26 protein-coding genes and 1 pseudogene are annotated in these 23,438 nt (G+C 63.6%); 20 read left to right on the forward strand and 7 right to left on the reverse strand.

Features of this window, described 5'->3' with window-relative positions:
- Nucleotides 1-61: 61 nt before the first annotated feature.
- From ACKFRX_RS01525 to ACKFRX_RS01540, 4 genes are read left to right on the forward strand one after another with little or no spacing between them, the layout of a single operon-like run.
- Complete coding sequence (locus ACKFRX_RS01525; RefSeq protein WP_005323132.1) at nucleotides 62-385, forward strand: WhiB family transcriptional regulator; 324 nt, start codon at nucleotides 62-64, stop codon at nucleotides 383-385.
- A gap of 44 nt (nucleotides 386-429) precedes the next feature.
- Nucleotides 430-588 carry a DUF4177 domain-containing protein gene (locus ACKFRX_RS01530; RefSeq protein WP_005323131.1) on the forward strand — a complete coding sequence of 53 codons (159 nt, stop codon included), beginning with the start codon at nucleotides 430-432 and terminating at the stop codon, nucleotides 586-588.
- Complete coding sequence (locus tag ACKFRX_RS01535; RefSeq protein ID WP_005327119.1) at nucleotides 589-1,047, forward strand: RidA family protein; 459 nt, start codon at nucleotides 589-591, stop codon at nucleotides 1,045-1,047.
- A gap of 18 nt (nucleotides 1,048-1,065) precedes the next feature.
- Entirely contained in the window at nucleotides 1,066-1,881 is an 816-nt protein-coding gene (locus tag ACKFRX_RS01540) for an MBL fold metallo-hydrolase (protein ID WP_005327120.1), read from the forward strand.
- Nucleotides 1,882-2,105: 224 nt separating this feature from the next.
- Here ACKFRX_RS01540 and glxR read toward each other — a convergent pair whose 3' ends face one another.
- A complete protein-coding gene (gene glxR, locus ACKFRX_RS01545) occupies nucleotides 2,106-2,789 on the reverse strand; it encodes a CRP-like cAMP-activated global transcriptional regulator GlxR (RefSeq protein WP_408919328.1) in 684 nt (227 codons plus the stop codon).
- A gap of 341 nt (nucleotides 2,790-3,130) precedes the next feature.
- Between glxR and nth the strand changes: the two genes are divergently transcribed.
- From nth to ACKFRX_RS01565, 4 genes are read left to right on the forward strand one after another with little or no spacing between them, the layout of a single operon-like run.
- Nucleotides 3,131-3,787: an endonuclease III gene (nth, locus tag ACKFRX_RS01550; protein WP_408919327.1), complete on the forward strand. Its 657-nt coding sequence runs from the start codon at nucleotides 3,131-3,133 to the stop codon at nucleotides 3,785-3,787.
- Between the two features lie 9 nt (nucleotides 3,788-3,796).
- On the forward strand, nucleotides 3,797-4,360 hold the full coding sequence (locus ACKFRX_RS01555; RefSeq protein ID WP_408919326.1) for a TlpA family protein disulfide reductase: 564 nt from the start codon (nucleotides 3,797-3,799) through the stop codon (nucleotides 4,358-4,360).
- Entirely contained in the window at nucleotides 4,357-5,058 is a 702-nt protein-coding gene (locus tag ACKFRX_RS01560) for a CoA pyrophosphatase (protein WP_200435925.1), read from the forward strand. The genes ACKFRX_RS01555 and ACKFRX_RS01560 overlap by 4 nt, the downstream gene beginning before the upstream one ends.
- A 57-nt stretch (nucleotides 5,059-5,115) precedes the next feature.
- Nucleotides 5,116-6,312 (forward strand): MarP family serine protease, encoded by a 1,197-nt coding sequence (locus tag ACKFRX_RS01565; protein ID WP_408919325.1) that lies wholly within the window; start codon nucleotides 5,116-5,118, stop codon nucleotides 6,310-6,312.
- Here ACKFRX_RS01565 and ACKFRX_RS01570 read toward each other — a convergent pair.
- Both ACKFRX_RS01570 and ACKFRX_RS01575 read right to left on the reverse strand, forming a co-directional pair.
- Nucleotides 6,309-7,223, reverse strand: coding sequence for an alpha/beta fold hydrolase (locus ACKFRX_RS01570; protein WP_408919324.1), 915 nt, complete (start codon nucleotides 7,221-7,223; stop codon nucleotides 6,309-6,311). The two genes, ACKFRX_RS01565 and ACKFRX_RS01570, sit on opposite strands and share 4 nt — an antisense overlap.
- A 121-nt stretch (nucleotides 7,224-7,344) precedes the next feature.
- Nucleotides 7,345-7,848, reverse strand: coding sequence for a phage holin family protein (locus tag ACKFRX_RS01575; protein WP_005323120.1), 504 nt, complete (start codon nucleotides 7,846-7,848; stop codon nucleotides 7,345-7,347).
- A gap of 108 nt (nucleotides 7,849-7,956) precedes the next feature.
- Between ACKFRX_RS01575 and ACKFRX_RS01580 the strand changes: the two are divergent.
- Nucleotides 7,957-8,672, forward strand: a pseudogene (locus ACKFRX_RS01580) (oxidoreductase).
- Here the strand turns inward: ACKFRX_RS01580 and ACKFRX_RS01585 are convergent.
- A complete protein-coding gene (locus ACKFRX_RS01585) occupies nucleotides 8,669-9,550 on the reverse strand; it encodes an HAD family hydrolase (protein WP_408919323.1) in 882 nt (293 codons plus the stop codon). The pseudogene ACKFRX_RS01580 and the gene ACKFRX_RS01585 overlap by 4 nt on opposite strands.
- A 461-nt stretch (nucleotides 9,551-10,011) precedes the next feature.
- On the opposite strand from ACKFRX_RS01585, the gene ssd reads away from it, so the two are divergent.
- From ssd to ACKFRX_RS01625, 8 genes are all read left to right on the forward strand, one after another.
- Entirely contained in the window at nucleotides 10,012-11,079 is a 1,068-nt protein-coding gene (gene ssd, locus ACKFRX_RS01590; protein WP_408928031.1) for a septum site-determining protein Ssd, read from the forward strand.
- Complete coding sequence (locus ACKFRX_RS01595) at nucleotides 11,076-12,254, forward strand: TadA family conjugal transfer-associated ATPase (protein ID WP_408919321.1); 1,179 nt, start codon at nucleotides 11,076-11,078, stop codon at nucleotides 12,252-12,254. The genes ssd and ACKFRX_RS01595 overlap by 4 nt, the downstream gene beginning before the upstream one ends.
- Nucleotides 12,247-13,035 (forward strand): type II secretion protein F, encoded by a 789-nt coding sequence (locus ACKFRX_RS01600; protein WP_408919320.1) that lies wholly within the window; start codon nucleotides 12,247-12,249, stop codon nucleotides 13,033-13,035. The genes ACKFRX_RS01595 and ACKFRX_RS01600 overlap by 8 nt, the downstream gene beginning before the upstream one ends.
- A complete protein-coding gene (locus ACKFRX_RS01605; protein ID WP_408919319.1) occupies nucleotides 13,032-13,628 on the forward strand; it encodes a type II secretion system F family protein in 597 nt (198 codons plus the stop codon). The genes ACKFRX_RS01600 and ACKFRX_RS01605 overlap by 4 nt, the downstream gene beginning before the upstream one ends.
- Before the next feature lie 24 nt (nucleotides 13,629-13,652).
- Nucleotides 13,653-13,841, forward strand: coding sequence for a DUF4244 domain-containing protein (locus tag ACKFRX_RS01610; protein ID WP_005327144.1), 189 nt, complete (start codon nucleotides 13,653-13,655; stop codon nucleotides 13,839-13,841).
- 55 nt (nucleotides 13,842-13,896) lie between these two features.
- The gene (locus tag ACKFRX_RS01615) at nucleotides 13,897-14,211 is read left to right on the forward strand and encodes a hypothetical protein (protein ID WP_005323101.1); all 315 of its coding nucleotides are present in this window, start codon (nucleotides 13,897-13,899) and stop codon (nucleotides 14,209-14,211) included.
- Nucleotides 14,204-14,530 carry an Rv3654c family TadE-like protein gene (locus ACKFRX_RS01620; protein WP_408919318.1) on the forward strand — a complete coding sequence of 109 codons (327 nt, stop codon included), beginning with the start codon at nucleotides 14,204-14,206 and terminating at the stop codon, nucleotides 14,528-14,530. The genes ACKFRX_RS01615 and ACKFRX_RS01620 overlap by 8 nt, the downstream gene beginning before the upstream one ends.
- Nucleotides 14,531-14,772: 242 nt before the next feature.
- A complete protein-coding gene (locus ACKFRX_RS01625; RefSeq protein WP_005327148.1) occupies nucleotides 14,773-14,970 on the forward strand; it encodes a hypothetical protein in 198 nt (65 codons plus the stop codon).
- 7 nt (nucleotides 14,971-14,977) lie between these two features.
- On the opposite strand, the gene ACKFRX_RS01630 is transcribed toward ACKFRX_RS01625, so the two are convergent.
- Nucleotides 14,978-17,341: a Zn-binding domain-containing protein gene (locus ACKFRX_RS01630; protein WP_408919317.1), complete on the reverse strand. Its 2,364-nt coding sequence runs from the start codon at nucleotides 17,339-17,341 to the stop codon at nucleotides 14,978-14,980.
- 176 nt (nucleotides 17,342-17,517) lie between these two features.
- On the opposite strand from ACKFRX_RS01630, the gene ACKFRX_RS01635 reads away from it, so the two are divergent.
- On the forward strand, nucleotides 17,518-17,721 hold the full coding sequence (locus ACKFRX_RS01635) for a cold-shock protein (protein ID WP_005323097.1): 204 nt from the start codon (nucleotides 17,518-17,520) through the stop codon (nucleotides 17,719-17,721).
- Nucleotides 17,722-17,779: 58 nt separating this feature from the next.
- Here ACKFRX_RS01635 and ACKFRX_RS01640 read toward each other — a convergent pair whose 3' ends face one another.
- Complete coding sequence (locus tag ACKFRX_RS01640; protein ID WP_408919316.1) at nucleotides 17,780-18,409, reverse strand: DedA family protein; 630 nt, start codon at nucleotides 18,407-18,409, stop codon at nucleotides 17,780-17,782.
- 248 nt (nucleotides 18,410-18,657) lie between these two features.
- On the opposite strand from ACKFRX_RS01640, the gene topA reads away from it, so the two are divergent.
- Both topA and ACKFRX_RS01650 read left to right on the forward strand, forming a co-directional pair.
- The gene (gene topA / locus ACKFRX_RS01645; RefSeq protein ID WP_408919315.1) at nucleotides 18,658-21,633 is read left to right on the forward strand and encodes a type I DNA topoisomerase; all 2,976 of its coding nucleotides are present in this window, start codon (nucleotides 18,658-18,660) and stop codon (nucleotides 21,631-21,633) included.
- Nucleotides 21,634-21,651: 18 nt separating this feature from the next.
- Complete coding sequence (locus ACKFRX_RS01650) at nucleotides 21,652-22,245, forward strand: hypothetical protein (protein ID WP_408919314.1); 594 nt, start codon at nucleotides 21,652-21,654, stop codon at nucleotides 22,243-22,245.
- Here ACKFRX_RS01650 and ACKFRX_RS01655 read toward each other — a convergent pair.
- Nucleotides 22,195-23,433: a DUF418 domain-containing protein gene (locus ACKFRX_RS01655; RefSeq protein WP_408919313.1), complete on the reverse strand. Its 1,239-nt coding sequence runs from the start codon at nucleotides 23,431-23,433 to the stop codon at nucleotides 22,195-22,197. The two genes, ACKFRX_RS01650 and ACKFRX_RS01655, sit on opposite strands and share 51 nt — an antisense overlap.
- Nucleotides 23,434-23,438 lie beyond the last annotated feature (5 nt).

The raw sequence follows: 23,438 nt of genomic DNA on the forward strand, positions 1-23,438 counted from the left end.
CCGGATGAATAGACTTAGATGCGTTACATAGTATTCCGTCTGGGAAGGAGCACACTCACCCATGACCGTTCGTGTGAAGACTGCTGGAATGTCTAATACAGCCCGAAATCCCGAGCGTGGTGAGTGGGTCACCCAGGCCAAATGCCGCAAGGGCGACCCGGATGCCCTCTTCGTTCGCGGTGCGGAACAGCGCAAGGCGGCCGTCATTTGCCGCCACTGTCCGGTACTGACCGAATGCCGCGCTGACGCCCTAGATAACCGCGTCGAGTTCGGTGTGTGGGGCGGGCTGACCGAGCGCCAGCGCCGAGCCCTGCTGCGCAAGAACCCCCACATCACGGATTGGGCTCACTACTTGGCCCAAGGTGGCGAGCTCGTCGGGATTTAAGAATTTAGACGGCGTGGGGCGTATTTAATAGTTAGAATGGGCCCATGACTAAATGGGAATACGCAACCGCACCTGTTCTTACCCACGCCACCAAGCAGATCCTCGATTCTTGGGGTGAAGATGGCTGGGAACTGGTCACCGTCACCCCGGGTCCTAACCCGGAAAACGTCGTGGCCTACTTCAAGCGCGAGGTGGCAGAGTAAATGGGCTTTCATGCTCGCTTGCGGGAGCTGGGGTATGAGCTACCGGGCGTCGCCAAGCCGCTAGCGTCCTATGTGCCGGCCGTGCGCGTGGGTGATCAGGTCTGGACCTCTGGCCAGCTTCCCCTCGTGGAAGGCGCCCTGCCGCTCACCGGCAAGGTTGGCGCCGAAGTCACCACGGAACAAGCCCAGGAACAGGCACGCATCGCGGCGCTGAATGCGCTTGCCGCTATCGATGCCGAAGTTGGCCTGGACAATATCTCCCGCGTGGTAAAGATCGTAGGGTTTGTGGCCTCCGATCCGTCCTATGAGGAGCAACCGGCAGTAATCAATGGTGCCTCCGATTTCATCGGTGAGGTCTTTGGGGATGCTGGAAAGCATGCTCGCTCCGCCGTGGGCGTGGCCGCGTTGCCTAAAAACGCCCCGGTAGAAATCGAACTAATCGTAGAAATTACTGCTTGATCGGATAGGCTAGTAACTATGGAGCACCCCGCATATAGTCAATTGCGTCCCGTCAGCCAATCCGTTGGCGTAGTCCTTTGTGATAACCCCAGCTACACCGCCCTTGAGGGTACGAATACGTGGATTATTCGCGCCGCTGAAGACTCTCGGGCGATCGTCGTAGATCCGGGTCCCGAGGATGAAGGCCATCTCAACGTTGTGCACCGCAACGCAGGTGAGGTGGCTTTGATTTTGATTACCCACCGCCATGATGACCACGCTTCGGGCGCACAACGCTTGCGGCAGATGACTGGCGCCCCCATCCGCGCCTTCGATCCGAGCTACTGCAATGGTGCCGAGGCCCTCCAAGATGGCGAGCACATCTCCCTCGATGGCATCACCCCAAGTCTCGAGGTCGTGCACACCCCAGGCCATACTGCGGATTCCACCTGCTTCTTTGTGTGGAGCGAGGAGGTAGGAAATTCCCGCCTCGAAGGCATTATCTCTGGTGACACCATCGCCGGCCGCCACACCGTTCTCCTTTCGGAGACGGACGGTAACTTGGCCGATTACCTGCACACCCTCGACACCTTGGAAGAGCGTGGTAAGGATATTGCGCTGTTCCCAGGACACGGTCCGGACTTGGATGACACCTCTCAGGTGGCCCGCAAGTATATTGACCGCCGCCACTACCGTCTTGACCAGATTAAAGAGATCCGTTCCCGCCTAGGCGATGATGTGGATTTGAATACCCTGGTCAACGAGATGTATGACGATGTGGACCCGGTGCTGCGCCACGCTGCGGAGCAGTCCACGCGCACCGCGTTGAAGTACTTGGACGGCGAGGTTAAATAAGCCTATCTCCATTCGCCCCTCTTCCTCTTTGGTGGGAAGAGGGGCTTAATTGTGCTGTGGGCTGAGGCAGGAGGCGCGCAGGGCCGACGTACGGCCGCGGTGGGGCGGGGCCCGTAGGCGGTGCGGAGTGGAGCGCACCGCGGCCACAAGTGCGGTGCGGAACTGGTTAAATGGGGCAAAACCAATGAGACCCCGCCGAAGCGGGGTAGCGGGCTGGTGCGGTCTTAGCGAGCGCGGCGGGCGAGGTGCTCGGTATCGACGATGAGCACGGACTTGCCCTCGAGGCGGATCCAACCGCGGTGTGCGAAGGTGGCCAGCGCCTTGTTGACGGTCTCACGGGAAGCGCCCACCAGCTGGGCAATCTCTTCCTGGGTGAGGTCGTGGTTCACGCGCAGGGCGCTGCCTTCCTGAACGCCGAAGCGGTTAGCCAGCTGCAGCAAGGTCTTTGCCACGCGGCCCGGAACGTCGGTGAAGATGAGGTCAGCCAAGTTGGCGTTGGTGCGGCGCAGGCGGCGTGCCAACACGCGCAGCAGCTGCTGGGCGATTTCGGGGTGGTCACCAACCCACTTCTTGAGCAGCTCGGAGTTCATGGTGGCGGCCTGAACCTCGGTCACGCACACGGCGGAAGAGGTGCGTGGGCCCGGATCGAAGATGGACAGCTCGCCAAACATATCGGATGGGCCCATGACCGTCAGCAGGTTTTCGCGGCCATCCGGGGCGTGGCGGGCGAGCTTAATCTTGCCCGTGGTGATGATGTACAAGCGATCACCAGGCTCGCCTTCGTCGAAGATGGTGGTTCCGCGCGGGTAGCGCACGGTCTCCATCTGCTCGATTAGGTGCTGCACTGCAACGGGATCAACGCCTTGGAAGATTCCGGCGCGGGAGAGGATGTCCTGTACGCCTTCCACGTTTTACTCCTTGGATGTCGACTACGAAAGTCCATAGATGAGCCTGCGCCACATCTGGGTGCGGTCTTTCATGCACTCGACAATGCGGAACAAGCGGGGGTCACTGTGTAACGCGTTTCATCTTACAGTGTAATTGGTCACTTTTGGTACTTCAGTGAAATTTTGTCACACTATAGAAACTCTACTCGTGCTAGTGCACGGTTCAGGCCAGCAGTTTTGCGGCCTAGTCAGCGAAAACGACTGCCTCGAGCTTTTCCATCAGGAGGGCGAAAAGGGCGATGGCAAGTGGTACCAGAATCACGAGTGAAATCATGTTTTCCTAGTCTACTAAGCTAAACCCCATGAATTCAGCACTGTCAGCGGCCAGCGCGCCGGAGTTGCGCGCACCGGAGGTAAATCGGCGTTTGGCGCAAGAGTATCCGGATGCACGGTGTGCCTTGGATTATGACACCCCGCTGCAGCTGCTCATTGCCACCGTTCTTTCCGCACAATGCACGGATGAACGCGTGAATTCGGTGACCCCTGAACTCTTTGCCCGCTACCCCGAGGCGGCGGAGTATGCGGCTGCGCAGCGCTCGGACTTGGAGAGAATCCTGCGGCCGTTGGGCTTTCAGCGCGCCAAGGCGGGACACCTTTTGGGCATCGGGGAGAAGCTGGTGGCAGATTTTCAAGGCGAAGTCCCGCGCACGGTCAAGGAACTGACCAGCTTGCCCGGTGTTGGTCGCAAGACCGCACTGGTGGTGCTCGGAAATGCCTTCGGGATCCCCGGACTGACCGTGGATACGCACTTCGGCCGCCTCATGCAGCGGCTCGGGCTGACGGGGGAGAAGACTCCGGTCAAGATTGAGCGGGACATCGCTAAGCTCGTGCCGGAGGAAGAGTGGACGATGTTTTCACACCGCGTGATCTTTCACGGGCGCCAAGTATGTCATGCGCGCACGCCGGAATGCGAAGCATGCGTTCTGCGGGATATGTGTCCAGCCGCTCGTGGGCGCTAGGCTAACGGTATGAAGAACTACGTCCTTGGCACGGTGATTGCCGCGATCCTCATTGCCGTTATCGCGGTAGCTGGGGTCTCGCAGTTGCGGGGCGGGGACGGATCCGAGGAGGCGTCGCCAAGCGAGGCTCCTTCGCAAGAAGTCCCGCAGCGCCCGGACTGCCCGGCCGGCACCGTGGCTGGGGTAGAGCTGGAGTGCCTAGGCGGTGCGGCCACCGGAAAGCCCGCCGATCAGGGCGTAGCCGTGGTTAACGTGTGGGCGTGGTGGTGCGATCCGTGCCGCGCGGAACTTCCCTACCTGCAGGATGTGGCGGACGCGCACTCGGACTGGCAGGTCGTAGGCGTGCACGCGGATAAGAACGCAGGAAATGGTGCGGCTTTCTTGAATGACTTGGGCGTGGAATTGCCGAGCTTCCAGGATTCGGATAATAAGTTTGCCGGTGAGCTGGGCCTGCCGGGCGTGGTGCCGGTGACCGTGGTGCTCAAGGACGGTGAGGTGCGCAAGCAATTTGCGCAGCCGTTTAGCTCCGCAGCGGAGATTGAAAAGGCCGTGAAGGAGGCGATTGCGGCATGAGTCAACTCCTTCCCGAGCGCACGCCAGAATGGCTCAAGCCGGCGCTGGGGGTAGACCCCAGCCAGGTGCAAGAGCTCATTGGCAACCGCCAGGCTTCGTCCCTCAATGGCACTAATGTGCAGGTGCCGGTCAAGCGGGAAGCAGCCGTGCTCATGCTGCTGAGCGGCGAGAGCGCGGAGGAGGCCAGTATTTTGCTCACGCATCGCTCGCCGTCCATGCGCTCGCACTCGGGCCAGATTGCCTTTCCCGGCGGACGCCGGGATCCCGCCGATACCTCCTTGGTGGATACCGCGCTGCGGGAAGCCTGGGAGGAAACGGATCTGCAGCGCAACTCCGTGACCCCGCTGGAGCAGTGGGAGCAGCTGCATATCCGCGCCACCGGCAATCCGGTGAGCCCCATTTTGGCGCATTGGACCCAGCCGGGGGAGGTCTATCCCGCCAGCCCCGATGAAACCGATGACGTGTTTCTCGTGCCTATCCGGGAGCTGGTCGATCCGCGCAACCGCTTCATGGTGGGCTTTAGAAAGTGGCAGGGACCAGCATTTCACGCCAATGGTTACGTCATTTGGGGCTTTACCGCCGGCGTGCTCTCGGCACTATTGCAACACGCCGGGTGGAGCGTTCCATGGGATAACAATTCAGTCATGGACCTGCGTGACTCCCTCACAAACTCCCGCAATAATGAGAAGATGTCCTAACCGCTGGTGCCGCGGTACGTATACGTCTTAAACCCCAGATAGAAAGAACCCATAGCCATGACTCCTGCGCTCATCGTTGACGGCCTGATTGTGGTCGCCGTCCTCATAGCGCTCCTGAGCGGGTGGCGCAATGGCGCCCTCGCGGCGGTATTGGCCTCCATTGGCGTGGGCGCTGGGGTAGTGCTAGGCATTGCCGTGGCCCCGGCCGCCCTGCGCTTGGTGGATCAGCCCTCGCTGCGCTTGCTGCTATTGGTGGGAATCCTGGTGCTTTTTGTGGGCATCGGGCAGCTTATCGGGTCCTCGTTGGGCGGCAGCGTGCGCGATCGCATGAAGGCGCGCAAGACGCAGCGCCTCGATTCTGCCGTGGGCGCGATTTTCCAGGCCTTTGCCGCCTTGGTGGTTATGTGGCTCATTTCTATCCCCGTGGCCACCAATTTAGGCGGTGCGGCCGGCCAGGGCCTGCGCGATTCCCGCATCTTGAGCAACCTCAACTCGGCCGCGCCAGCGCGGGTAGCGTCGCTGCCCAATGGGGTGGCGGCGATGCTCAACGAGTCCGGCCTGCCGCCGCTGGTCTCGCCGTGGCAAAACTCGATTAGCACCGAGGAAGTAGAAGAGCCGGACCCAGACGTGGAGGATCCGGATCTCCTGCTGCGTATGCGGCCGTCCATCATTCACGTGCTTGGCGACGCCGAAGAGTGCTCCCGCCGCCTCATGGGCTCCGGCTTCGTGGCGGCCGATGACTACGTGATCACCAATGCTCACGTCGTGGCCGGCACGCAGACCGTGCGCTTGGATACCAAGGTGGGCCTCAAGGACGCGACCGTGGTCTACTACAACCCGGATGTGGATGTGGCGGTGCTGCACTCGCGCGACCTGGGCATCGATCCACTGCCATGGGCCCAGGCCCCGGCCCAGACGGGCGATGATGCCATGGTCATGGGCTTCCCGCACTCCGGGCCTTTCGACGCCGAGATGGCGCGCGTGCGCGATCGCATCACCATTTCCGGCCCGGATATCTACTCGCATGGTCGCGTGGAACGCGATTCCTACACCGTGCGCGGCAAGATCCAACAAGGAAATTCCGGCGGGCCGCTGGTCAACACGGCCGGCGAGGTCCTCGGCGTGGTCTTCGGCGCCTCGGTGGATGATTCCGAGACGGGCTATGCCTTAACCGCCGATGAGGTCAACGCCCAGATCGGAGACATCACGCAGCTTACCCACCCGGTTGATACCGGGGAGTGCGTGGCGCACTAGTTATGTTCTTGTAGCCAGGCCGCCAGCATGGAAACGAAATCCGCCGGTGCTTCCAAGTGCGGAAGGTTCTTCGCGCCGGGGACGGTCGTGGCGGTGAATCCGCGGCGGGCGCGCGAGGCGGCGCGGCGGACCACAGGGTTCCACAGTCGCTGTTGGGCGTGGATGAAGAGAACGGGACGCTCTACTGCCAGTTCCACCCAGGTCAAGGGAACCACGGCGGTGCGCATGCGGTGGTTCCACAAGATTCCACGGCTGACGCTGCCGATGCGGGAGGCGCGCAGGCGGAGATCGAGGATGCGGTCTAGGGTGGCGTCGGCAAGCAAAGGCCCCGTATCCAGCTCCAGCTCCTTGCGGTAGGCGCGGGGGCTAAGCAGCAGGTTTTGGGCGCGGGTAACGCGCGGCAGGCGGCACAGCAGCGAGCGCAGATTAATCCAGCCAAAATCCCACGGCCGGGCGGCAATCGCGCGGCGCAGATCCACCGGGTGGGCGGAGGATATGGAGGCCAGGCCGCGCACCCGCTCAGGGCGTTCTGCGGCCAAACACCATGCCACCGCGCCGCCCGTATCGGCGCCCACCACAAAGGCATCGTCATGGCCCAAGGCCTGAATGAGCCCGCTAATATCGCCCACCAAAGTGCGGATATCCTGCCCCGCCTCAATGGGCGGCTTATCGGACATACCAAAGCCTCGCATATCCACGGCCGCGACGTGGAAGCCGCGTTGGGCAAGCGGCGCTATGACGTCCTGATAATCGAACCACCCGCCAAAAGCGCCGTGGATGAGCACCACGAGTGGTTGCGTGCTATCGCCCGCCGTGGCGACGTGCAGGCGGATGCCGCGGGTGTGGACGAACTCATGCGCATAAGGTCCATCCAGCTCCACCGTTGAGGGAGGCAGGGGTGCGAAGGCCATGGTGCCGCCTTTCTATAGTTGGGGCAGAAACGGTAGAGAAAAGGGGGAGGAAGTACACAAAATCCGCCCCAGGCTAGCTAGGGCGGATAGAGGGGTGCACGTACGCGTGGCGCCTGCCGGTTTAGGTGTAGAGGCCGTGGGTGTTCTTACGGTCCAAGGACTTCTGCGCCTTGCCCGGAACCAGGTTCTTGAGCTCCTTGGTGGAGTCAATGGTCTTTTGCGGGGCCTTGACCTGCTTGACGTTCTTCAGGCCAACGAAAGCCAGGATGCCGGCGAGGACGATCATGATCAAGAAGACGATCAGGAACGCAGCCCAGCGGTCCAGCCAGACGGCGAGAAGCTCGGCCAGGAAGAAGAAAAAGAAGAAGGAGCTATACAGCGCGATGGTGCCTGCGCCGCCGAAGAGGCCTGCACCGATGCCGCCCTTCTTAGCGGACTCTGCCAGCTCGGTCTTGGCCAGCTCCACCTCGGAGCGCACGAGCTGGGACATTTGCTCGGTGGCGTTGGAGACCAGCTGGCCTACCGAGGTCTCGGACGAGGACGTATCCACGTCACTCAAAGGGATCGAGTTCACCTTCGGTGCAAATTGATCAGTACCGTCGGTAAAAAGTCCATCGTTGCTCACGATTAATTCTCCTCGCGTTTATCTAAACCTTGTAATGTCCCCAATAATAATGGAATCACTATTATCCCATGGTGCCACGCATACTTAGGGACTTCCACGGCTATCCTAATGGATATGTCAGAAAATGACGCGTTATCCCCGCTGTTTCGCCTGCCGGGGGTGAAAGAAAGTGCAGAAAAGGCCGCCGCTGCCATTGCTCGTGCACACCGCCGACCTGCAGGATTGCGCAAGTTTGAGGTCATCTCTGCGGAGTCCCTCATGCGCGGCGCCCGTGCCAGCGTGGCGCTGGACGGCCACGCCATCCCCCACATCCGGGACCGGAAGATATGGAAAAAGGGCCGCTGGCCAGCGCTGTCAGCGCCTATTCCGTGGCCGCCCCGGAACTCTTAGATGGCACGGTGCGATCCTTTGCCCGGGCACCGCTGCAGGTACTGGCGCGCATTGACGTCGCGGCCGGCGGTACCGGCATTCCGGCCGGCGAGAGTGCGCGCTTGCAAGGGTTAGGCCGGCTCATCGCGCAGGGTGGCGGTCCCGCTTTCGATCTCTTGCTGCCGAGTGTGGTCCATGCCGAGATTGCCGCCGGCGAGTTCTTTGGCCCTCGCAGTGGCCTCGTCGCCCGCGTTGCCTCCCGCCTCGCCGCGGTGCATACGGGCTTTGACCCGCGCGGTTTCGCCGTGCCCGAGGTCTACTACACCCGCCACCGCGCCGAATATGCCGCCGCGGTGGGCAATTATCGCACCGCGCTTGCCGACGCCCTCTTAACCCACCTCGCCGCCTGGGCCGCCGGTGGCAAAGAAGCCGACGCGATTGCCCGCGCGGCCTAAGAGGCGCGCCGTGGGCCCCGCTTGGGCAGGCTAGGGCGGCCCGGGTGCTGGGCGAGCCACAGGCCAGCGCCAATAACTGCCGCGGTTCCTGCCAGAACGGAGGCGCCGATTCCAATTTCCTTGGCGGTTGGTGCAGGCAGGAGCGGCACCGGGTCCTTAAAGGAGCGGATCTCCCAGTGGTGGGCGAGGGCGTGGCGCTTTAGTTGCTTGTCAGGGTTGACGGCGACGGGGTGGCCTACCTTTTCCAGCATCGGGATATCGGTAGCGGAATCCGAGTAGGCGTAGCTGGCAGCAAGGTCGAGGTTTTCTGCCGCTGCGGTCCGCTCCAGGGCCTCTGCTTTAGTGGGGCCCTTGCAGTAGAAGAGCACCTCGCCGGTAAAACGGCCGTTTTCCTCTGCCAATTCGGTGGCGATGACGTGCTCGACGCCGAGTTCCTCTGCGATGATGTCCACCAGCACGGCCGCGGAGGCAGAGACGATGACCACGTGGTGGCCAGCGGAGCGGTGGGCGCGGATGAGTTCGCGGGCTTCGGCATAAATGGAGGGCGTGACCACGTGATGCATGGTGTCGCGGGCGATGGCGCGCACCTCGTCCACGGACCAGCCCGTGACCAGTGTGGTGAGCTGGTCGCGGGTGGAATCCATGCCTTCGCTGGTCAGGCCGGAGAACATATAGCTGGCCTTAGCAAGGGATAACTGCAGTGCTTCGGCCGGCGAGATGAGCCCGTTGTGGAGGAACTCGCGGCCAAACGCATAGGCCGAGGAGGTGGCGATGATGGTCTTGTCCAGATCGAAAAACGCCGCGGTGCGTGCGGGGTCGCCGCCGGCGCGGGTGGTGGCGGCGCGGCGGGGATGACGGGGCTCGCGGGAAGTAGTCATGATGTGCTGCCGAGTGTAGCCGCCCTAAGCGCGTACTGGTGTAGAAGTGACTGATGTTAACGGTGATTTGTATGCCACTAATGTGGGATTAGGAACCCGCGTGGGGGGTGGCGCTGAGTGAACATGCATTCGGTGCAGGTCAGCGCCGTGGCCGCGGAAATCTGCTGTTAGCTGTTGTGATTGGGTGGCGAACATGTCATAATAATGCGTGCAAGGCCCCGATATACCGTGCGGCCTGCCCCGGCTCACCCCCCCGAGGCCGGGTTACTGACGGCCCGCGCGCACACCCCCCCGATGCGCGGGCCGTCACCTATATCTACCGCCGTGCGGAGCGGGTTATCCACAGATTTTTGGTTGAAACGACAACCAAACTAGGTCCACATGGTGACTTCTGGCGGGTTATCCACAGCACTGCCGCCGGAGCCTCGCTGCGGTGGCGCGAATGCTTCAGGCTATGAGGCATGAACGCATTACACCCTGATTCCGCCGTCATCATCGTCGCCATTGGTGACGAAGCGCTGCGCGCCGAGGCCGTTCACGCCGCGGCTGCGACCAGCCACGATGTGCTGACCGTAACCGATCCCCGCGATGTCCCGCGCAGCTTGCCCGGCGCCTATGCGGTGCTGGTTGATTCCCTTATGGCCCGCGTGGTGGCAGCAGCGCAGCGCACCCACACTGCGTCTGCGCCCGTGCTTTTCCTGGCCGCGGACCCCGGGCCGATCGATTACGAGGCGGCGCTCGCCTGCCACGCGGAGAGCGCCTTTATTATCCCCGCCCAGGTGAAGGAGTTGCTGGCGAGCATTGCCGCGGCGGGCGCGCCGCAGGAAGCGCGGCCGGGCAGCGCGACCATCGCCGTGGTGGGCGCGAGCGGTGGGGTGGGTACTTCGACCTTCGCGGCCGCGCTGGCCCGCACCCAGTGCGCAGCCGACGGTCGCGCCCTGCTTGTCGACGCCCGCCCATACTCCGGTGGCCTCGACCTCCTGCTCGGCGTAGAAGCGGAACCGGGGGCGCGCTGGCCGGAGCTTACCGTGGGCGATGGCAGCATCGATGCCGCAGATCTCTACCGCGCGCTGCCATCCACGCCTGATGGGGTAGCGGTGCTCTCGGCCGCGCGCAGCACCGTCGCGGATCCCTTCCGCTTGGACAAGGACCTGCTTGCCCGGGTGGTAGGGGCGGCCCATGCGGGCGAAGGGGTATGCGTGGTGGATTGCACCCCGGAGACTATCCCGGATGCCTGTACTCACGTGGTCATCGTGGTGGCCGCGGAGGTGCGATCGGCCGCGTCGGCCGCGCAACTCCTGGTGCGTCTCGATGCCGCGCGGCGCAGGTGCGTGGTGGTGCTGCGGCAACGCCAGTGGGCGTCGTTAAGCGCGGCGGAAGTAGAACGCATCGTCCACAGCACGGTGCTGGCAGAATTGCCGACGCTCCGGGGCCTCACGCGCGCGGTAGAAATCGGCGGCCTGCCGCAGCGCCTCCCCGCACCCTTGCGTAAGGCCGCCCGCGCGGTCCTCGAGGAGGTCGGCGCATGAGCGAGCATAAAGCAGCACAAGAAACGCTGGAAAAGATGCAGCGCATCATCGCCGCTGAGCCTGACGTGGTGCATGATGCGGCAGCCCTGGCCCGGCGCATTCGCGCAGAAGCCGGCGTGATTAGTGACGTCGCGGTGCTTGACCTGCTGCGCCGCCTGCGCCAAGACGCCACCGGGATGGGGCCTCTCGATGCGGTGCTGGGGCGCGAGGGAGTCACAGACGTCGTAGTCAACGGGCCACACGCGGTATTCATGGACCGCGGCGAAGGCCTAGAGCGTACCGATATCACCTTCCGCGATGATGCCGAGGTCCGCCAGCTGGCCAGTCGGCTTGCGGCAGCCTCAGGCACGCGCCTCGATGATGCGCAGCCCTTTGCCGATGGCCGCGTTACTCGCCCCGATGGTGTCGTGCTGCGCGTCCACGCCTTGCTAAGCCCGCCCGCGGTTGCCGGGACTTGCCTGAGCCTGCGCGTATTGCGCCAAGCGCAGACCACCTTGCCCCAGCTGGTAGACAATGGCACGCTGCCAGAAGACATCGCGGCGCTGCTGCGCGCCGTGGTGGACAAGCGGATTTCCTTCCTCGTCATCGGCGGCACCGGTTCCGGCAAAACCACCCTGCTCTCCGCGCTTTTGGGAACCGTCTCCGAGCGCGAACGCATCCTCGTTATCGAGGACACCGCCGAGCTTTCCCCACACCATCCGCACTGCGTCAGCGTGGTCTCGCGCCGGGCTAACGCGGAGGGAAGCGGCGAGGTCACGATGTCACAACTGCTGCGCCAAGCGCTGCGCATGCGGCCAGACCGCATCGTGGTGGGCGAGATCCGCGGCCGCGAGGTGGTGGATCTCCTCGCCGCGCTCAACACCGGCCACGACGGCGGCGCCGGCACGCTGCACGCCAATTCCCTCTTTGAAGTACCAGCCCGCATGGAGGCCCTCGCCGCCCTCGGCGGCTTGGACCGCGCGGCTCTGCACTCGCAATTGGCGGCGGCTGTGCACATGGTGCTGACCATGGAGCGCACCCCACAGGGCCGCCGCCTCGCCCATATCGGTGTGCTCGAGGGAAACCCAGTGACCCCGCGCATCATCTGGAGCGCCGCAGATGGCCCGGCAGAAGGCTTCGCGGAATTCTCCGCGCAGCTGCTGGGAGAGCCTGCCGGGGAGGCCAGCCATGCTTAGTTACTTCATCCTTGCCGCTGCGCTGCTTATACCCGCGCCCTCGAGTGCCGGCCGCTTGGCCTCAGCCACGCGCCGGGCACAGACCAGCTCCGTGGTTATCCTAGGTGCAGTCTTTTGCGGCAGCCTGGTCTTCTACTCAGTGGGCCGCATCAGCATCGCTTTCGCCGCCGCCATTATCGCGTGGTGCGTGTCCTGGTACGTCAAAGACCTAGTGGCCGCGCGGGCAGAGCGGCGCGGCCGCGAGGGACTGGCCGCCTACCTGGGCGTCGTCACCGCGGACCTGCGTGCGGGGGCAACGCTAGCTGGGGCGCTCGCCCGTGGCGTGGAATCCCTGCCAGCTACCACCCCGCGCGAGGTATCCGCAGCACTAGAGTCCACGGCCGCTCTCGCCGCGCGCGGTGCGCCGCCGCACATGGCGCTGATAGATGCGCAGAGCGGCAAGGCCCTGCCAGAACTTCACCGCTTAGGTCACTTATTAGAGCTTTCTACCTATCACGGCATTGCGGTGGCCAGCTTGCTCGACCAAGCCCAAAGCCGCCTCGACGCTTCCCGACGCCACCAGCAATCCACCGCCGCTAGCCTGCAAGGCCCCCAAGCCACCGCCACGGTGCTCGCGTGCCTGCCCATAGCCGGCATCGCCATGGGCGGGGCCATGGGTGCCAACTCCCTCGGCTTCCTTTTAGGCGGCGGATTAGGCGGCATCCTCCTCGTGGTGGGTGTGGCGCTGGCCTGCGGCGGATTCGCCTGGTCGCGCGTCATTATCCGGAAGGCGGCCGCATGACCCCGCTCATCTTTATCGCCCTCGCCGCCCTTATCGGCCTGCCGCCGCATGCCGCCCGCTTGGCACCTGCCAGCGCAACCGAGACCACCGCCAAGACCCCGCGCGATGGCCCGACCGCGCGCGGGGGACTGATAAGCAAGCTCAAGCCCGCCGCACCGCTGGATCCACTGGCAGTTGCCGGCGACGTCGAGCTCTTTGCAGCATGCTTGGCCGCAGGGCTATCCGTGCACGGCGCCACCACCGCGGTGGCCCGCACCGCGGATGCCCAGACCAAGCAGCTGTGGGAGACCGTCGCCGCGCTGCTCGGCGTGGGCGTTCCCGCGCAGTCCGCGTGGGGCCACATGAAGAGCCATGCGGGGCTGGAGGACTTAGCGCAGCTTGTCATCATGTCGGGCCAATCCGGCGCCACCATCGCGGCCGGATGTCAACGAATCTGTACTTCTTTGCGCGCGGAAGCATCCGCCCACGCCACGGCGCAGGCGGAGCGCGCAGGAGTATTTATCGCCCTCCCGCTGGCGGTGTGCTTCCTGCCAGCATTCATCGTTCTAGGACTTGCGCCCGTAGTTATCAGTTTGGGCGCACAACTTCTCTAAACCTCACATGAAAGGACACTAATCATGCACGCACTTAATAAGTATTCCCAGCTCATCCGCAATGACGAGGGGATGAGCACCATCGAATATGCCATGGGATCTCTGGCGGCCGCCGCGCTTGCCGGGGTGCTCTACATGGTCATCAACGGCGGCGGGGTGGTCGATGCCATCGAGGGCATCATTACCGACGCCCTCTCGAACACCCCGAGCTAGCGACGCTCTTTAACCACGGCCGGCGGGCCCAGCCTGCCGGCAGAAAGGAGGAAAGATGCACAGGGTATTTGATGACGATGGCTCCGTGACCATCGAGGCCGCCTTGGCTTTAAGCTCCCTGGTCTTGGTCGCGGCGGGAATCGTGGGTGCCATTGCCACGCTGGCATCCTATATCGCCGCGGTGGACATGGCGGGCGCGGCCGCGCGTTCGCACGCCATCGGCGTCGAATACCATCCCCCGCGCGAGGATGCCCAGGTCAGCGTGGAAGAAAGCGGTGGATTGGTGAGGGCGTCGGTAAGCGTCGACGCCCCCGTCGGCACCATGCGCTCCGAGGCGGTATTTCCGGCCGAGGTGGGCGGAAATGAGTAGGCCGCAGCGCTGCGGCGAGGAAGGCTATGCCACCATTGCTGCGGCCGGCATCATCGTCGCCATCGTGAGCCTGCTGCTTATCGTGGCGGCAGTGGGCTCGCGGGTGGCCGCGCGCCACGAGGCTCAGGTGGCGGCCGACCTCGCGGCGGTTGCCGGTGCCTGGGCCCTCGCTACGGGTGAAGATGCTTGTGCCGCCGCGCGCGATACCGCTGCGCTCAACGGAGCCACCTTAGAAGCCTGCACCGAATCCGGCCGCGACGTCATTGTCACCGCCACAGTCCGTGGCCGGTCCACTCAAGCGAAGGCCGGGCCGGTATGACCTGGCAGGAAGCAGTAGTGCGCCTTATCCCCACCGCAGTGGCAGCCGTAGCAGGCTTTATCGCTTGGCGGGAATACCGCCGAAAGAATTACTGGATGGTATTTTCTCCCCACAATTCTGGGATTATTATCGGACGTTGAAGGAGATTCCCCTTTTATCAACACGCTGTGGGATTTTGCCCAAGAGTTTAAAGAGGGTGAGCTCGACAAATCTGCCCCGAAAGAAGAAAGAGGCGATGCTCCATGAGGCATCCGCAAGGCTCGCCTTTTTATGAGCCGAATCCGGAAGTGCGGCGCACTCGCGCACGTGCAGCGGCGGAAATTCAGCGCATCATATTGGAGCGGTTCCCTCATCGGCGTGAGGAGCTATTGCAGCGCAGCGCCGACTATGAATACGCGCGGGCGCAGCGAGTAAATGAAGAAGAAGGCAAAACCGCTTAAGCTGCGGCTAGCCCTGCGTCATGGTGACCAGCGCACCCAGTAGCTTGATGGCGCCGTCCTTGCTCAGCGGGTTATTCCCGTTTCCGCACTTGGGCGATTGCACGCACGACGGGCAACCGGATTCGCACGGACAAGAGCGCACGGCCTCGAAAGTGGCCGCGATCCATTCGGGGAAGCGGCGGAAGCCTTCCTCGGCAAAACCGGCGCCGCCGGGGTGGCCGTCGTAGACAAAGACGGTGGGCAGCTGCGTATCGGGGTGCAGCGCGGTGGACACGCCGCCAATGTCCCAGCGGTCGCAGGTGGCGATAAGCGGCAGCAGGCCGATCGCGGCGTGCTCGGCCGCGTGTAGGGTGCCGGGCGTATCGGAGGCCGTCACACCCATGGCGGAAAGCGCCATCGGATCGATGGTATAGGCCACCGCCCGGGTGACTAGGCGTTGTTCGGGGAGATCGAGAGGGATGTCATCGCCAATGGTGCCGTCGGCAAACCGCACCTGGTAGCCGGTGACGCGGTCGGTGACCTCCACCTCCACGTCCGCCACCCACAGCCCTGGGGAGTAATTGACCAGGTTATCGGCCTCGCGCAGGATGCGGATATCCGTGGTGGAGCGCGGAGTAGTGGAATAGTCCGGGGCCTCGGGCCGAGCCAGGGCCAGGTAATCGCTGAGGATGAGCTCCTCGATGACAAAGCTTTCGCCTTGGTGCAGGTATACCGCGCCGGGATGGACTTGGCTGGTAGCGCGGGCGGCGTCGATGGTGCCGAGCAGGCGTCCGTCGGAGGAATCCACAATCATGACTTCTTCGCCCGCGCCGCCGCGCAGCGACACCGCGGTATGCGCCGTCTCCGGGGAGAGCTCTTCCGGCGCATGGGCGGGGATGGGCACGGCGAACCAGCCGCGCGCGCGGCGGCGCAGCAAGCCAGATTCGGCCAGCTGGTGAACCACGTCTTGCGCGCCCCAGGCGGCAATCGTGGCATCATCCAGCGGCTTTTCCACTGCGGCGCAATAGACGTGGCCGAAGAGGATATACGGATTGGCCGGATTGAAAACGCTGGCCTCCACCGGCCGGCCCAGCAGGGCCTCGGGGTGGTGGACCAGGTAGGTATCCATCGGCTCATCGCGGGCAACGAGCACCACGAGCGAGCCCTGCCCGCGGCGGCCGGCACGCCCGGCCTGCTGCCAAAAGCTCGCGACGGTGCCCGGGAAGCCGGCCGTGACCACGGCATCGAGACCGCCGACATCGATGCCCAGCTCGAGGGCGGAGGTGGTGGCGACGCCGAGCAAGGAGGCGTCGTCAAGCGCGCGCTCCAACTTGCGGCGGTCCTCGGCCAGGTAACCGGCGCGGTAGGCGGCGATGCGCTGGGCAAAATCGGGCCGGCCGAGGCTGCCGGAGAGCACCTCGGCCGCGCGCATGGCCACCACCTCGGCCGAGCGGCGCGAACGCACAAAGGTCATGGTGCGCGCGCCCTCGGCGATGAAGGAGGCCATCATCTCGGCCGCCTCGGTGGTGGCGGCGCGGCGCACCGGCGCCCCGTGCTCGCCCTCGGCCCCCTCGATAAAACCCGGTTCCCATAGCGCCACGGTGCGCGCGCCGGTGGGGGCGGTGTCCTCCGTAATCGCGCGGGCGGGCCGGCCGGTAAGGCGCTGCGCATGCCGGCCCGGGTCCTTCATAGTGGCCGAGGCATAAATTACCGTCGGCCGCGAGCCATAGTGCGCGCACAAGCGCAGCAGGCGCCGCAGCACCAGCGCCACGTTCGCGCCAAACACGCCCCGGTAGGAATGGCATTCATCGATGACAATGAACTCCAGGTGCCGCAGCAGCCGCGCCCACCGCGCATGGGCCGCTAGCAGCGACATATGTACCATATCCGGGTTGGAGAAAATGAACCGTGAATGATCACGCACGCCCGCGCGGGATTCTTGCGGCGTATCGCCGTCATAGGGCGAGGGCACTACGCCCTTGAGCGCCGGAATGCCCCGGCACAGCTCGAGCACCGCCTGCAGCTGGTCCGATCCTAGGGCCTTGGTGGGGGTGAGATACAGCGCGCAGGCGGTCGGATCCTGCGCCAGTCGGCTCAAAATGGGCAGCTGGTAGCCCAGGGACTTTCCCGAGGACGTACCGGTAGAAATCACCGCATCCTCACCGGCCCAGGCCGCCTGCGCCAGCTCCGCTTGGTGGCTATACAGCTTGCCGACGCCCCCTTCTACCAACTTTTCCCGCAACTGCGGCAGCACCCATTCGGGCCACTCGGCATACTGCGCACGCTGCGGCGGCAGAGTGGTGTGAAATGTGAGCGTGGACTCATCGAGGCGGCGCTGGATGAACTCGAGCAGCTCTTCTCCCAGGGGATTATCCGTTTCCGGGTGAGCCAATTTCTACCCCCTCGTGGGTTAGGCCTATCGCTTTGGCGTGGAACGTGTCACACTGATATGAGGCCAATGATGTCTTGGTGCGGTGTTTACACTTTAAGGTACTGCTAAAGGACGCATTTACCGAACCCCTCGGCGCGGAATCGCCGCACCGCTAATCAAGAAAAGGACTGCACACCATGGCACAAGGAACCGTTAAGTGGTTTAACTCTGAAAAAGGCTACGGCTTCATCGAGCGTGCGGACGGCGAAGGCGATATCTTCGTCCACTACTCCGAGATCCAGGGCAGCGGCTTTCGCACCCTAGAAGAAAACCAGCAGGTCACCTTCGAGGTAGGCTCCGGACCGAAGGGCGAACAGGCCCAGTCCGTGTCCGTCATCTAGGCGGCCCGTTCCCTCGCTAAGGCCTTTCCGCTATGGCCTTCCCCCTATGGCCTTCCTGCTACGGAGTTTCGGCGTAGCCGCGGCGGGTATCCCACCACTCGGTCAACTTATTCTGCAGTTTCTGCAGGCTCACGCCGATAATGACCGCGGCGATGATGCTGACCACCACAGCCAGCACGGGCGAATTGGAAAAGGCCATGCCGCCCAAGTAGCCGATGGCGAGCGCCTGGGCCGCCCAGAGCGCGACGCCGATGGTGTCGAAGAAGACAAAGACGATCCACGGGAAGCGCATCGACCCCAGCAGGATGGTCATAAACAGGCGCGCTGAAGGAATGAAGCGGGCAATAATAATGGCCGCACCGCCGCCGCGACGCATATTGCGCTTGACCCAGTTGAGCCCCTCGTAGGCCTTCGATCCCTTAGGTACGCGCTGGAGCAGGGGCATAAAGCGCGTGCCCAGTAGGAAACAGAGATTATCGCCCATCATGGCGGCAATGAGCGCCACGAAAAACATGGTGGGCAGGTGCGGAAAGCCCTGGGAGCCGGACCAAGCGCCGGCCATATTGAGCGGGATTTCAGAAGGCAGGACGGGGAAGAAGCAGTCACCAAAGATCAGCGCGCCGACCAGCGGGTAGATCCACTCTGTGGACATGACGGTTTCGATCCACATAGTGATGGTGTCAACCATGAATCCTCCGCGGGCGTCGTCTTGGGTGTGCTATCGTGCCCCACAATGCTTTCACAGCTACTGGGCGTTCTAAGTAGGCCAGTATAGACCCGTTCCGTGGGGGTACATAGTGCCCCTGAAAACGGCCTTTGGGCAGAACCGCGTATATGGTGCGAGAAAGGAAACGCAGATCAACTGTGTACGCTAGGGGCGATTGCTGAAAGCGTGCATACCTTATTGTTCGCATCATCGAAAGGGATGAAGTCGAAGTGGCAGAAGCAGCCGGGCCGGGAAAGACCTTGGTGATCGTCGAGTCGGCGACGAAAGCGAAGAAGATTCAGCCTTACCTCGGAGATAACTACATCGTGGAGGCCTCCGTGGGCCATATCCGCGATCTTCCCCGCGGCGCTGCGGATGTGCCGGCTAAGTATAAGAAGGAATCCTGGGCGCGCCTCGGCGTGAACCCGGAAGATGACTTCGCCCCGCTGTATGTGGTGAGCCCCGATAAAAAGAAGAAGGTCGCGGACCTCAAGTCCAAGCTGAAGCAGTGCGATCAGCTCTACCTCGCAACAGACCCCGACCGCGAGGGCGAGGCCATCGCCTGGCACCTGCTTGAGGTCCTCAAGCCCAAGGTTCCGGTGCGCCGCATGGTCTTTAACGAGATCACCAAGTCCGCGATCCTGGAGGCCGCGGACAATACCCGCGATCTGGATTACAACCTTATCGACGCCCAGGAAACTCGCCGCATCCTCGACCGCCTCTACGGCTATGAGGTCTCCCCGGTGCTGTGGAAGAAGGTTATGCCGCGGCTTTCTGCCGGCCGAGTGCAGTCGGTGGCCACCCGCGTCATCGTCGAGCGTGAGCGCGAGCGCATGGCGTTCATCCCCGCGGACTACTGGGATCTGGTTGCCACCTTGGATACCGGCGCTGCGGACGCGGACAACCCCGCTACTTTCGACGCCCGCCTTACTGCCGTCAATAGCAAGCGCGTGGCCTTGGGCCGCGACTTTGATGATCGCGGAAACGTCAAGAGCAAAGACGTCATCGTCATCACCGAGCCGCAGGCCAAGGCCTTGGAGTCTGCGCTCCAAGGCGCGGGCATGGAAGTCGCTGGGGTCGAACACAAGCCCTATACGCGCAAGCCCTATGCGCCGTTTATGACGTCGACGCTGCAGCAGGAGGCCGGCCGCCGCCTGCACTTTACTTCCGAGCGCACCATGCGCATTGCGCAGCGCCTGTACGAAAACGGCCACATTACTTATATGCGTACGGACTCCACCTCGCTCTCTCAGCAGGGCCTGTCGGCTGCGCGCAATTCCGCTACCAGCATCTATGGTGCAGAATACGTCTCTGATTCCCCGCGCGTATATGACCGCAAGGTGAAAAATTCCCAGGAGGCCCACGAGGCTATCCGCCCGGCCGGCGAGTCCTTCGCCACCCCGGGCCAGCTCTCTGGCCAGTTGGATGCGGAGGAGTTTAAGCTCTATGACCTGATTTGGAAGCGCACCGTCGCCTCCCAGATGGCCGATGCCAAGGGAACCTCCATGAAGGTCACCGTGGCCGGCACCGCCGCCACCGATAAGGGCAGCTACGACGTGGAATTTTCCGCCACCGGCCGCACCATTACCTTCCCCGGTTTCCTGAAGGCCTACGGCGCGGACGACGCCAAGGGTGATAAGAAGGGCGAGACCCGCCTGCCGCACTTGGAGGAGGGCCGCGCCCTGACCGCCAAGGAGGTCTCCGCCGAGGGCCACTCCACCAACCCGCCGGCGCGCTATACCGAGGCCAGCCTGGTCAAGAAGATGGAGGACCTGGGCATCGGCCGCCCGTCTACCTACGCGTCCATCATCAAGACCATCCAGGACCGCGGTTATGTGGTCTCGCGCGGCAATGCGCTGGTGCCTTCGTGGGTTGCCTTCGCCGTCGTGGGCCTGTTGGAGGAGAACTTCACCGAGTTGGTGGACTATGATTTCACCTCTTCCATGGAAGACGAGCTAGACCAGATTGCCACCGGTATCGAGGACGGTACCGCCTGGCTTAACGGCTTCTACTTTGGCAACGCCGAGGCCAACGAGCAAAAGGCGGCCTCTATTGCCCGTCATGGTGGCTTGAAGTCGCTTATCGACGTCAACCTGGAAGCCATCGACGCCCGCAAGGTCAACTCCCTGCGCCTCTACACTGACACCGAGGGCCGCGACGTCTTCGTCCGCGTGGGCCGCTACGGCCCGTACATCGAGCGCGCCGTTGGCACTAACGACGACGGCAGCATCGAGTATCAGCGCGCTAACCTGTCCGAAACCGTCACCCCGGATGGACTGAACGAGGAGCTGGCGGAAAAGCTTTTCGCCACCCCGCAGGGCGGCCGCGAGCTGGGCGAGAACCCAGAAAACGGCCGCATGATTGTGGCCAAGGAGGGTCGCTTCGGTCCGTATGTCACCGAGGTCGTCCGTGAGGATGAGCGGGAGAAGGCCGAGGGCGAGGCTGAGGAGGTCGTCGCTAAGGAGCGCGCCGAGGAAGACAAGCAACGCGCCGAAGAAGGCAAGCGCGCCAAGAATTGGGAAACCAAGACGGCCGCGAAGCAGAAGGAAAAGCGCGTCAAGGAGTACATCGAGAACAAGCTCAAGCCGGGTACGGCTTCGCTGTTTAGCTCCATGGAACCCTCCACCGTGACTTTGGAGGAGGCCCTTAAGCTGCTTTCCCTGCCGCGCGAGGTGGGCGAGGACGACGGCGTGATGATCACCGCGCAGAACGGCCGCTATGGCCCGTACCTGAAGAAGGGTACCGATTCGCGCTCGCTGGCCAAGGAAGAGCAGATCTTCACCGTCACCTTGGATGAGGCTCGCCGCATCTACGCCGAGCCGAAGCGTCGCGGCCGCGCAGCGGCCCAGCCGCCGATTAAGCAGCTGGGCGATAACGACGTCTCCGGCAAGCCCATGACCGTCAAGGACGGCCGCTTCGGTCCCTATGTCACCGATGGCACCACCAACGCCTCCCTGCGCCGCGGCGATGACCCGGAGCAGCTTACCGACGCCCGCGCGAACGAACTCCTTTCCGAGCGCCGCGCCAAGGAAGCTTCCGGGGAGACCAAGAAGAAGTCCACCAAGAAGTCCTCTAAGAAGACGACGAAGAAGAAGGCAACCAAGAAGGCCACCAAAAAGTCCACGAAGAAGGCTGGCAAGAAAGCAACTAAGAAGCCTTCGCCCGGCACGAAGAACGTGGTAAAGGCCGGCTCGCGCAAGAAGTAACCGCGTAAGGTGGCGGGCATGAACGATTTTCTTGCCCGCACCCAAGAAGGCGCCGCGGCCCTGCGGCGCGCCCTCACCATCAAAACGCGGCCGCAGCTTTGGGCCTCGGTACGCGAAAAGCCCGCCGTTGGCGCCGGAGTTATAGCCGGAGCTATTGGCCAGGTGGAAAAGGCCCGCACCCTGACCCGTCCTTCGGTGCTCGGCGTGGCGGCCGTAACGGCGAGCCATGCCGCCTATGCGTGGAGCCTATATCGCCGCGGCGCGCGCAATGATGCTCTGGGTTGGGGCCTGCGCGCGGCCGTATGGGGCGCGGGCGTTGCCGCGACTCGCAAGGAGCCGACGGCCGCTGCGGTCGCGGTGGGCGGCGCGGCGGTGCTCACGACCTCGGCATTGGCGGGAGATCCAGCGCTGCGCACCGATGCCGGCAAGGGCATCAGCCACGGCGCCAATCTGCTCGTTGCGGCCGAGGGGCTGACGGCCCTGCGCGCGGCGCTCGCGCAGCACTATCGCGGTAAGCGGAAGCAGGGGGCGCGCCTAGTGGGCGCGGCCGAGGCGGGCGCCCTAGCGGTCGGCCATCTGCTGCTTCTCGATGGCCTGTGCCGCACGCGGTAGCTGCGGCTGCATCGTCGGACCGTAGGACAGCCGGCGGTGCACCGCCTCGAACGGCCCGCGGAGGTCGAAGACTTCCAGCACGCAGGCCCCGATAAGCGTGACCAGCCACACCGCGAAGGCCAGCGCGGCTTGGCCGAAGGCGCCCAGATCGTGGCCGAAGTTTAGTGTGAATGGGTGCACGAGGAAGAAAAAGAGAACGGACTGCCCTACGTAGCCGCTCATGGAGCGCTTGCCCAGCGCCGCAAAGGGCCACAGTACCGCGGGCAGCGGTGCGCCAGCCGAGAGCCTTTCTTGCACTGGCTGCAGCACCAACGCGAGCCCGGCCAGGATGCCGGGGCCAGTGAAGACGCCGATGAAAGCGTTGGCATTATTGGCTGCATTCGCCCAGCGCTGCTCGATGACCCCAAGCGTGCTCAAAGACCACAAGGTACCGATAACCACGGTAATGACCACCGCGACGGCGACCCAGCGCAGGAGGGTGGAGCGGTGAGAGGGGACGTCGGCAAGCACGCCTTGGCGCGCCCACACAAAGCCCACCAGCATGACGGGCAGGTACATCAATAAAATGATCGGCGTGGCCAAAGCCTGGCTGCCTAAGGTGACAAGCTGGCTGAGCAGCAAATCGGGGTAGGACTCGATGGTGCCGATGCCTTCCGTAGCCACCACGCCGCGGGGATCCATAGCGCCGGAAATGAAGGCCACAATCCCGCCCAGCGCGCACAGTGCGAATAGAATATAGGCCACGAGCATGAGGGAGGAATCCCGCTTGCGCAGCAGGAATGCAATTACGATTCCGGCCGCGCCATAGAAGAACATGATGTCGCCCCAAAACAGCAGCACCATATGCACCGCACCCATCACTGCCAAGAAGGCATAGCGCTTGGCGATGACCCAGCGCGCCGCCCGCACCGGAAACCCGCGCCGCCACAGACTCATCGCAATGAGCCCCACGCCAAAGCCGAGCAGGGTAGAAAACATGGGTAGGCCGCGGTTGTGGACAAAGAAGGCACCGAAGACGACGGCCGCCTTATCCCACGCGCTGCCATCAATGATGCCGCCGAAATAGCTGCCCGGCTGGTCGGTGGTGATGATCCATGCCGTGGTCATATTGGCCATGGCGATGCCTAGAAGGGCCATGCCGCGCGCCACATCGGGCACGATCATGCGGGGCCGGGGAGCTGAGCTCACTGAAA

This window comes from Corynebacterium tuberculostearicum (genome assembly GCF_046097465.1).
GTDB classification, from domain to species: Bacteria; Actinomycetota; Actinomycetes; order Mycobacteriales; family Mycobacteriaceae; genus Corynebacterium; species Corynebacterium tuberculostearicum_I.

Bases quoted from the DNA above. Each gene is read 5' to 3' on its own strand.
- ACKFRX_RS01525 (WP_005323132.1), top strand. From the start codon at position 62: ATGACCGTTCGTGTGAAGACTGCTGGAATGTCTAATACAGCCCGAAAT.
- ACKFRX_RS01530 (WP_005323131.1), top strand. From the start codon at position 430: ATGACTAAATGGGAATACGCAACCGCACCTGTTCTTACCCACGCCACC.
- ACKFRX_RS01535 (WP_005327119.1), top strand. From the start codon at position 589: ATGGGCTTTCATGCTCGCTTGCGGGAGCTGGGGTATGAGCTACCGGGC.
- ACKFRX_RS01540 (WP_005327120.1), top strand. From the start codon at position 1,066: ATGGAGCACCCCGCATATAGTCAATTGCGTCCCGTCAGCCAATCCGTT.
- nth (WP_408919327.1), top strand. From the start codon at position 3,131: ATGAATTCAGCACTGTCAGCGGCCAGCGCGCCGGAGTTGCGCGCACCG.
- ACKFRX_RS01555 (WP_408919326.1), top strand. From the start codon at position 3,797: ATGAAGAACTACGTCCTTGGCACGGTGATTGCCGCGATCCTCATTGCC.
- ACKFRX_RS01560 (WP_200435925.1), top strand. From the start codon at position 4,357: ATGAGTCAACTCCTTCCCGAGCGCACGCCAGAATGGCTCAAGCCGGCG.
- ACKFRX_RS01565 (WP_408919325.1), top strand. From the start codon at position 5,116: ATGACTCCTGCGCTCATCGTTGACGGCCTGATTGTGGTCGCCGTCCTC.
- ACKFRX_RS01570 (WP_408919324.1), bottom strand. From the start codon at position 7,223: ATGGCCTTCGCACCCCTGCCTCCCTCAACGGTGGAGCTGGATGGACCT.
- ACKFRX_RS01585 (WP_408919323.1), bottom strand. From the start codon at position 9,550: ATGACTACTTCCCGCGAGCCCCGTCATCCCCGCCGCGCCGCCACCACC.
- ssd (WP_408928031.1), top strand. From the start codon at position 10,012: ATGAACGCATTACACCCTGATTCCGCCGTCATCATCGTCGCCATTGGT.
- ACKFRX_RS01595 (WP_408919321.1), top strand. From the start codon at position 11,076: ATGAGCGAGCATAAAGCAGCACAAGAAACGCTGGAAAAGATGCAGCGC.
- ACKFRX_RS01600 (WP_408919320.1), top strand. From the start codon at position 12,247: ATGCTTAGTTACTTCATCCTTGCCGCTGCGCTGCTTATACCCGCGCCC.
- ACKFRX_RS01605 (WP_408919319.1), top strand. From the start codon at position 13,032: ATGACCCCGCTCATCTTTATCGCCCTCGCCGCCCTTATCGGCCTGCCG.
- ACKFRX_RS01610 (WP_005327144.1), top strand. From the start codon at position 13,653: ATGCACGCACTTAATAAGTATTCCCAGCTCATCCGCAATGACGAGGGG.
- ACKFRX_RS01615 (WP_005323101.1), top strand. From the start codon at position 13,897: ATGCACAGGGTATTTGATGACGATGGCTCCGTGACCATCGAGGCCGCC.
- ACKFRX_RS01620 (WP_408919318.1), top strand. From the start codon at position 14,204: ATGAGTAGGCCGCAGCGCTGCGGCGAGGAAGGCTATGCCACCATTGCT.
- ACKFRX_RS01625 (WP_005327148.1), top strand. From the start codon at position 14,773: ATGAGGCATCCGCAAGGCTCGCCTTTTTATGAGCCGAATCCGGAAGTG.
- ACKFRX_RS01635 (WP_005323097.1), top strand. From the start codon at position 17,518: ATGGCACAAGGAACCGTTAAGTGGTTTAACTCTGAAAAAGGCTACGGC.
- ACKFRX_RS01640 (WP_408919316.1), bottom strand. From the start codon at position 18,409: ATGGTTGACACCATCACTATGTGGATCGAAACCGTCATGTCCACAGAG.
- ACKFRX_RS01650 (WP_408919314.1), top strand. From the start codon at position 21,652: ATGAACGATTTTCTTGCCCGCACCCAAGAAGGCGCCGCGGCCCTGCGG.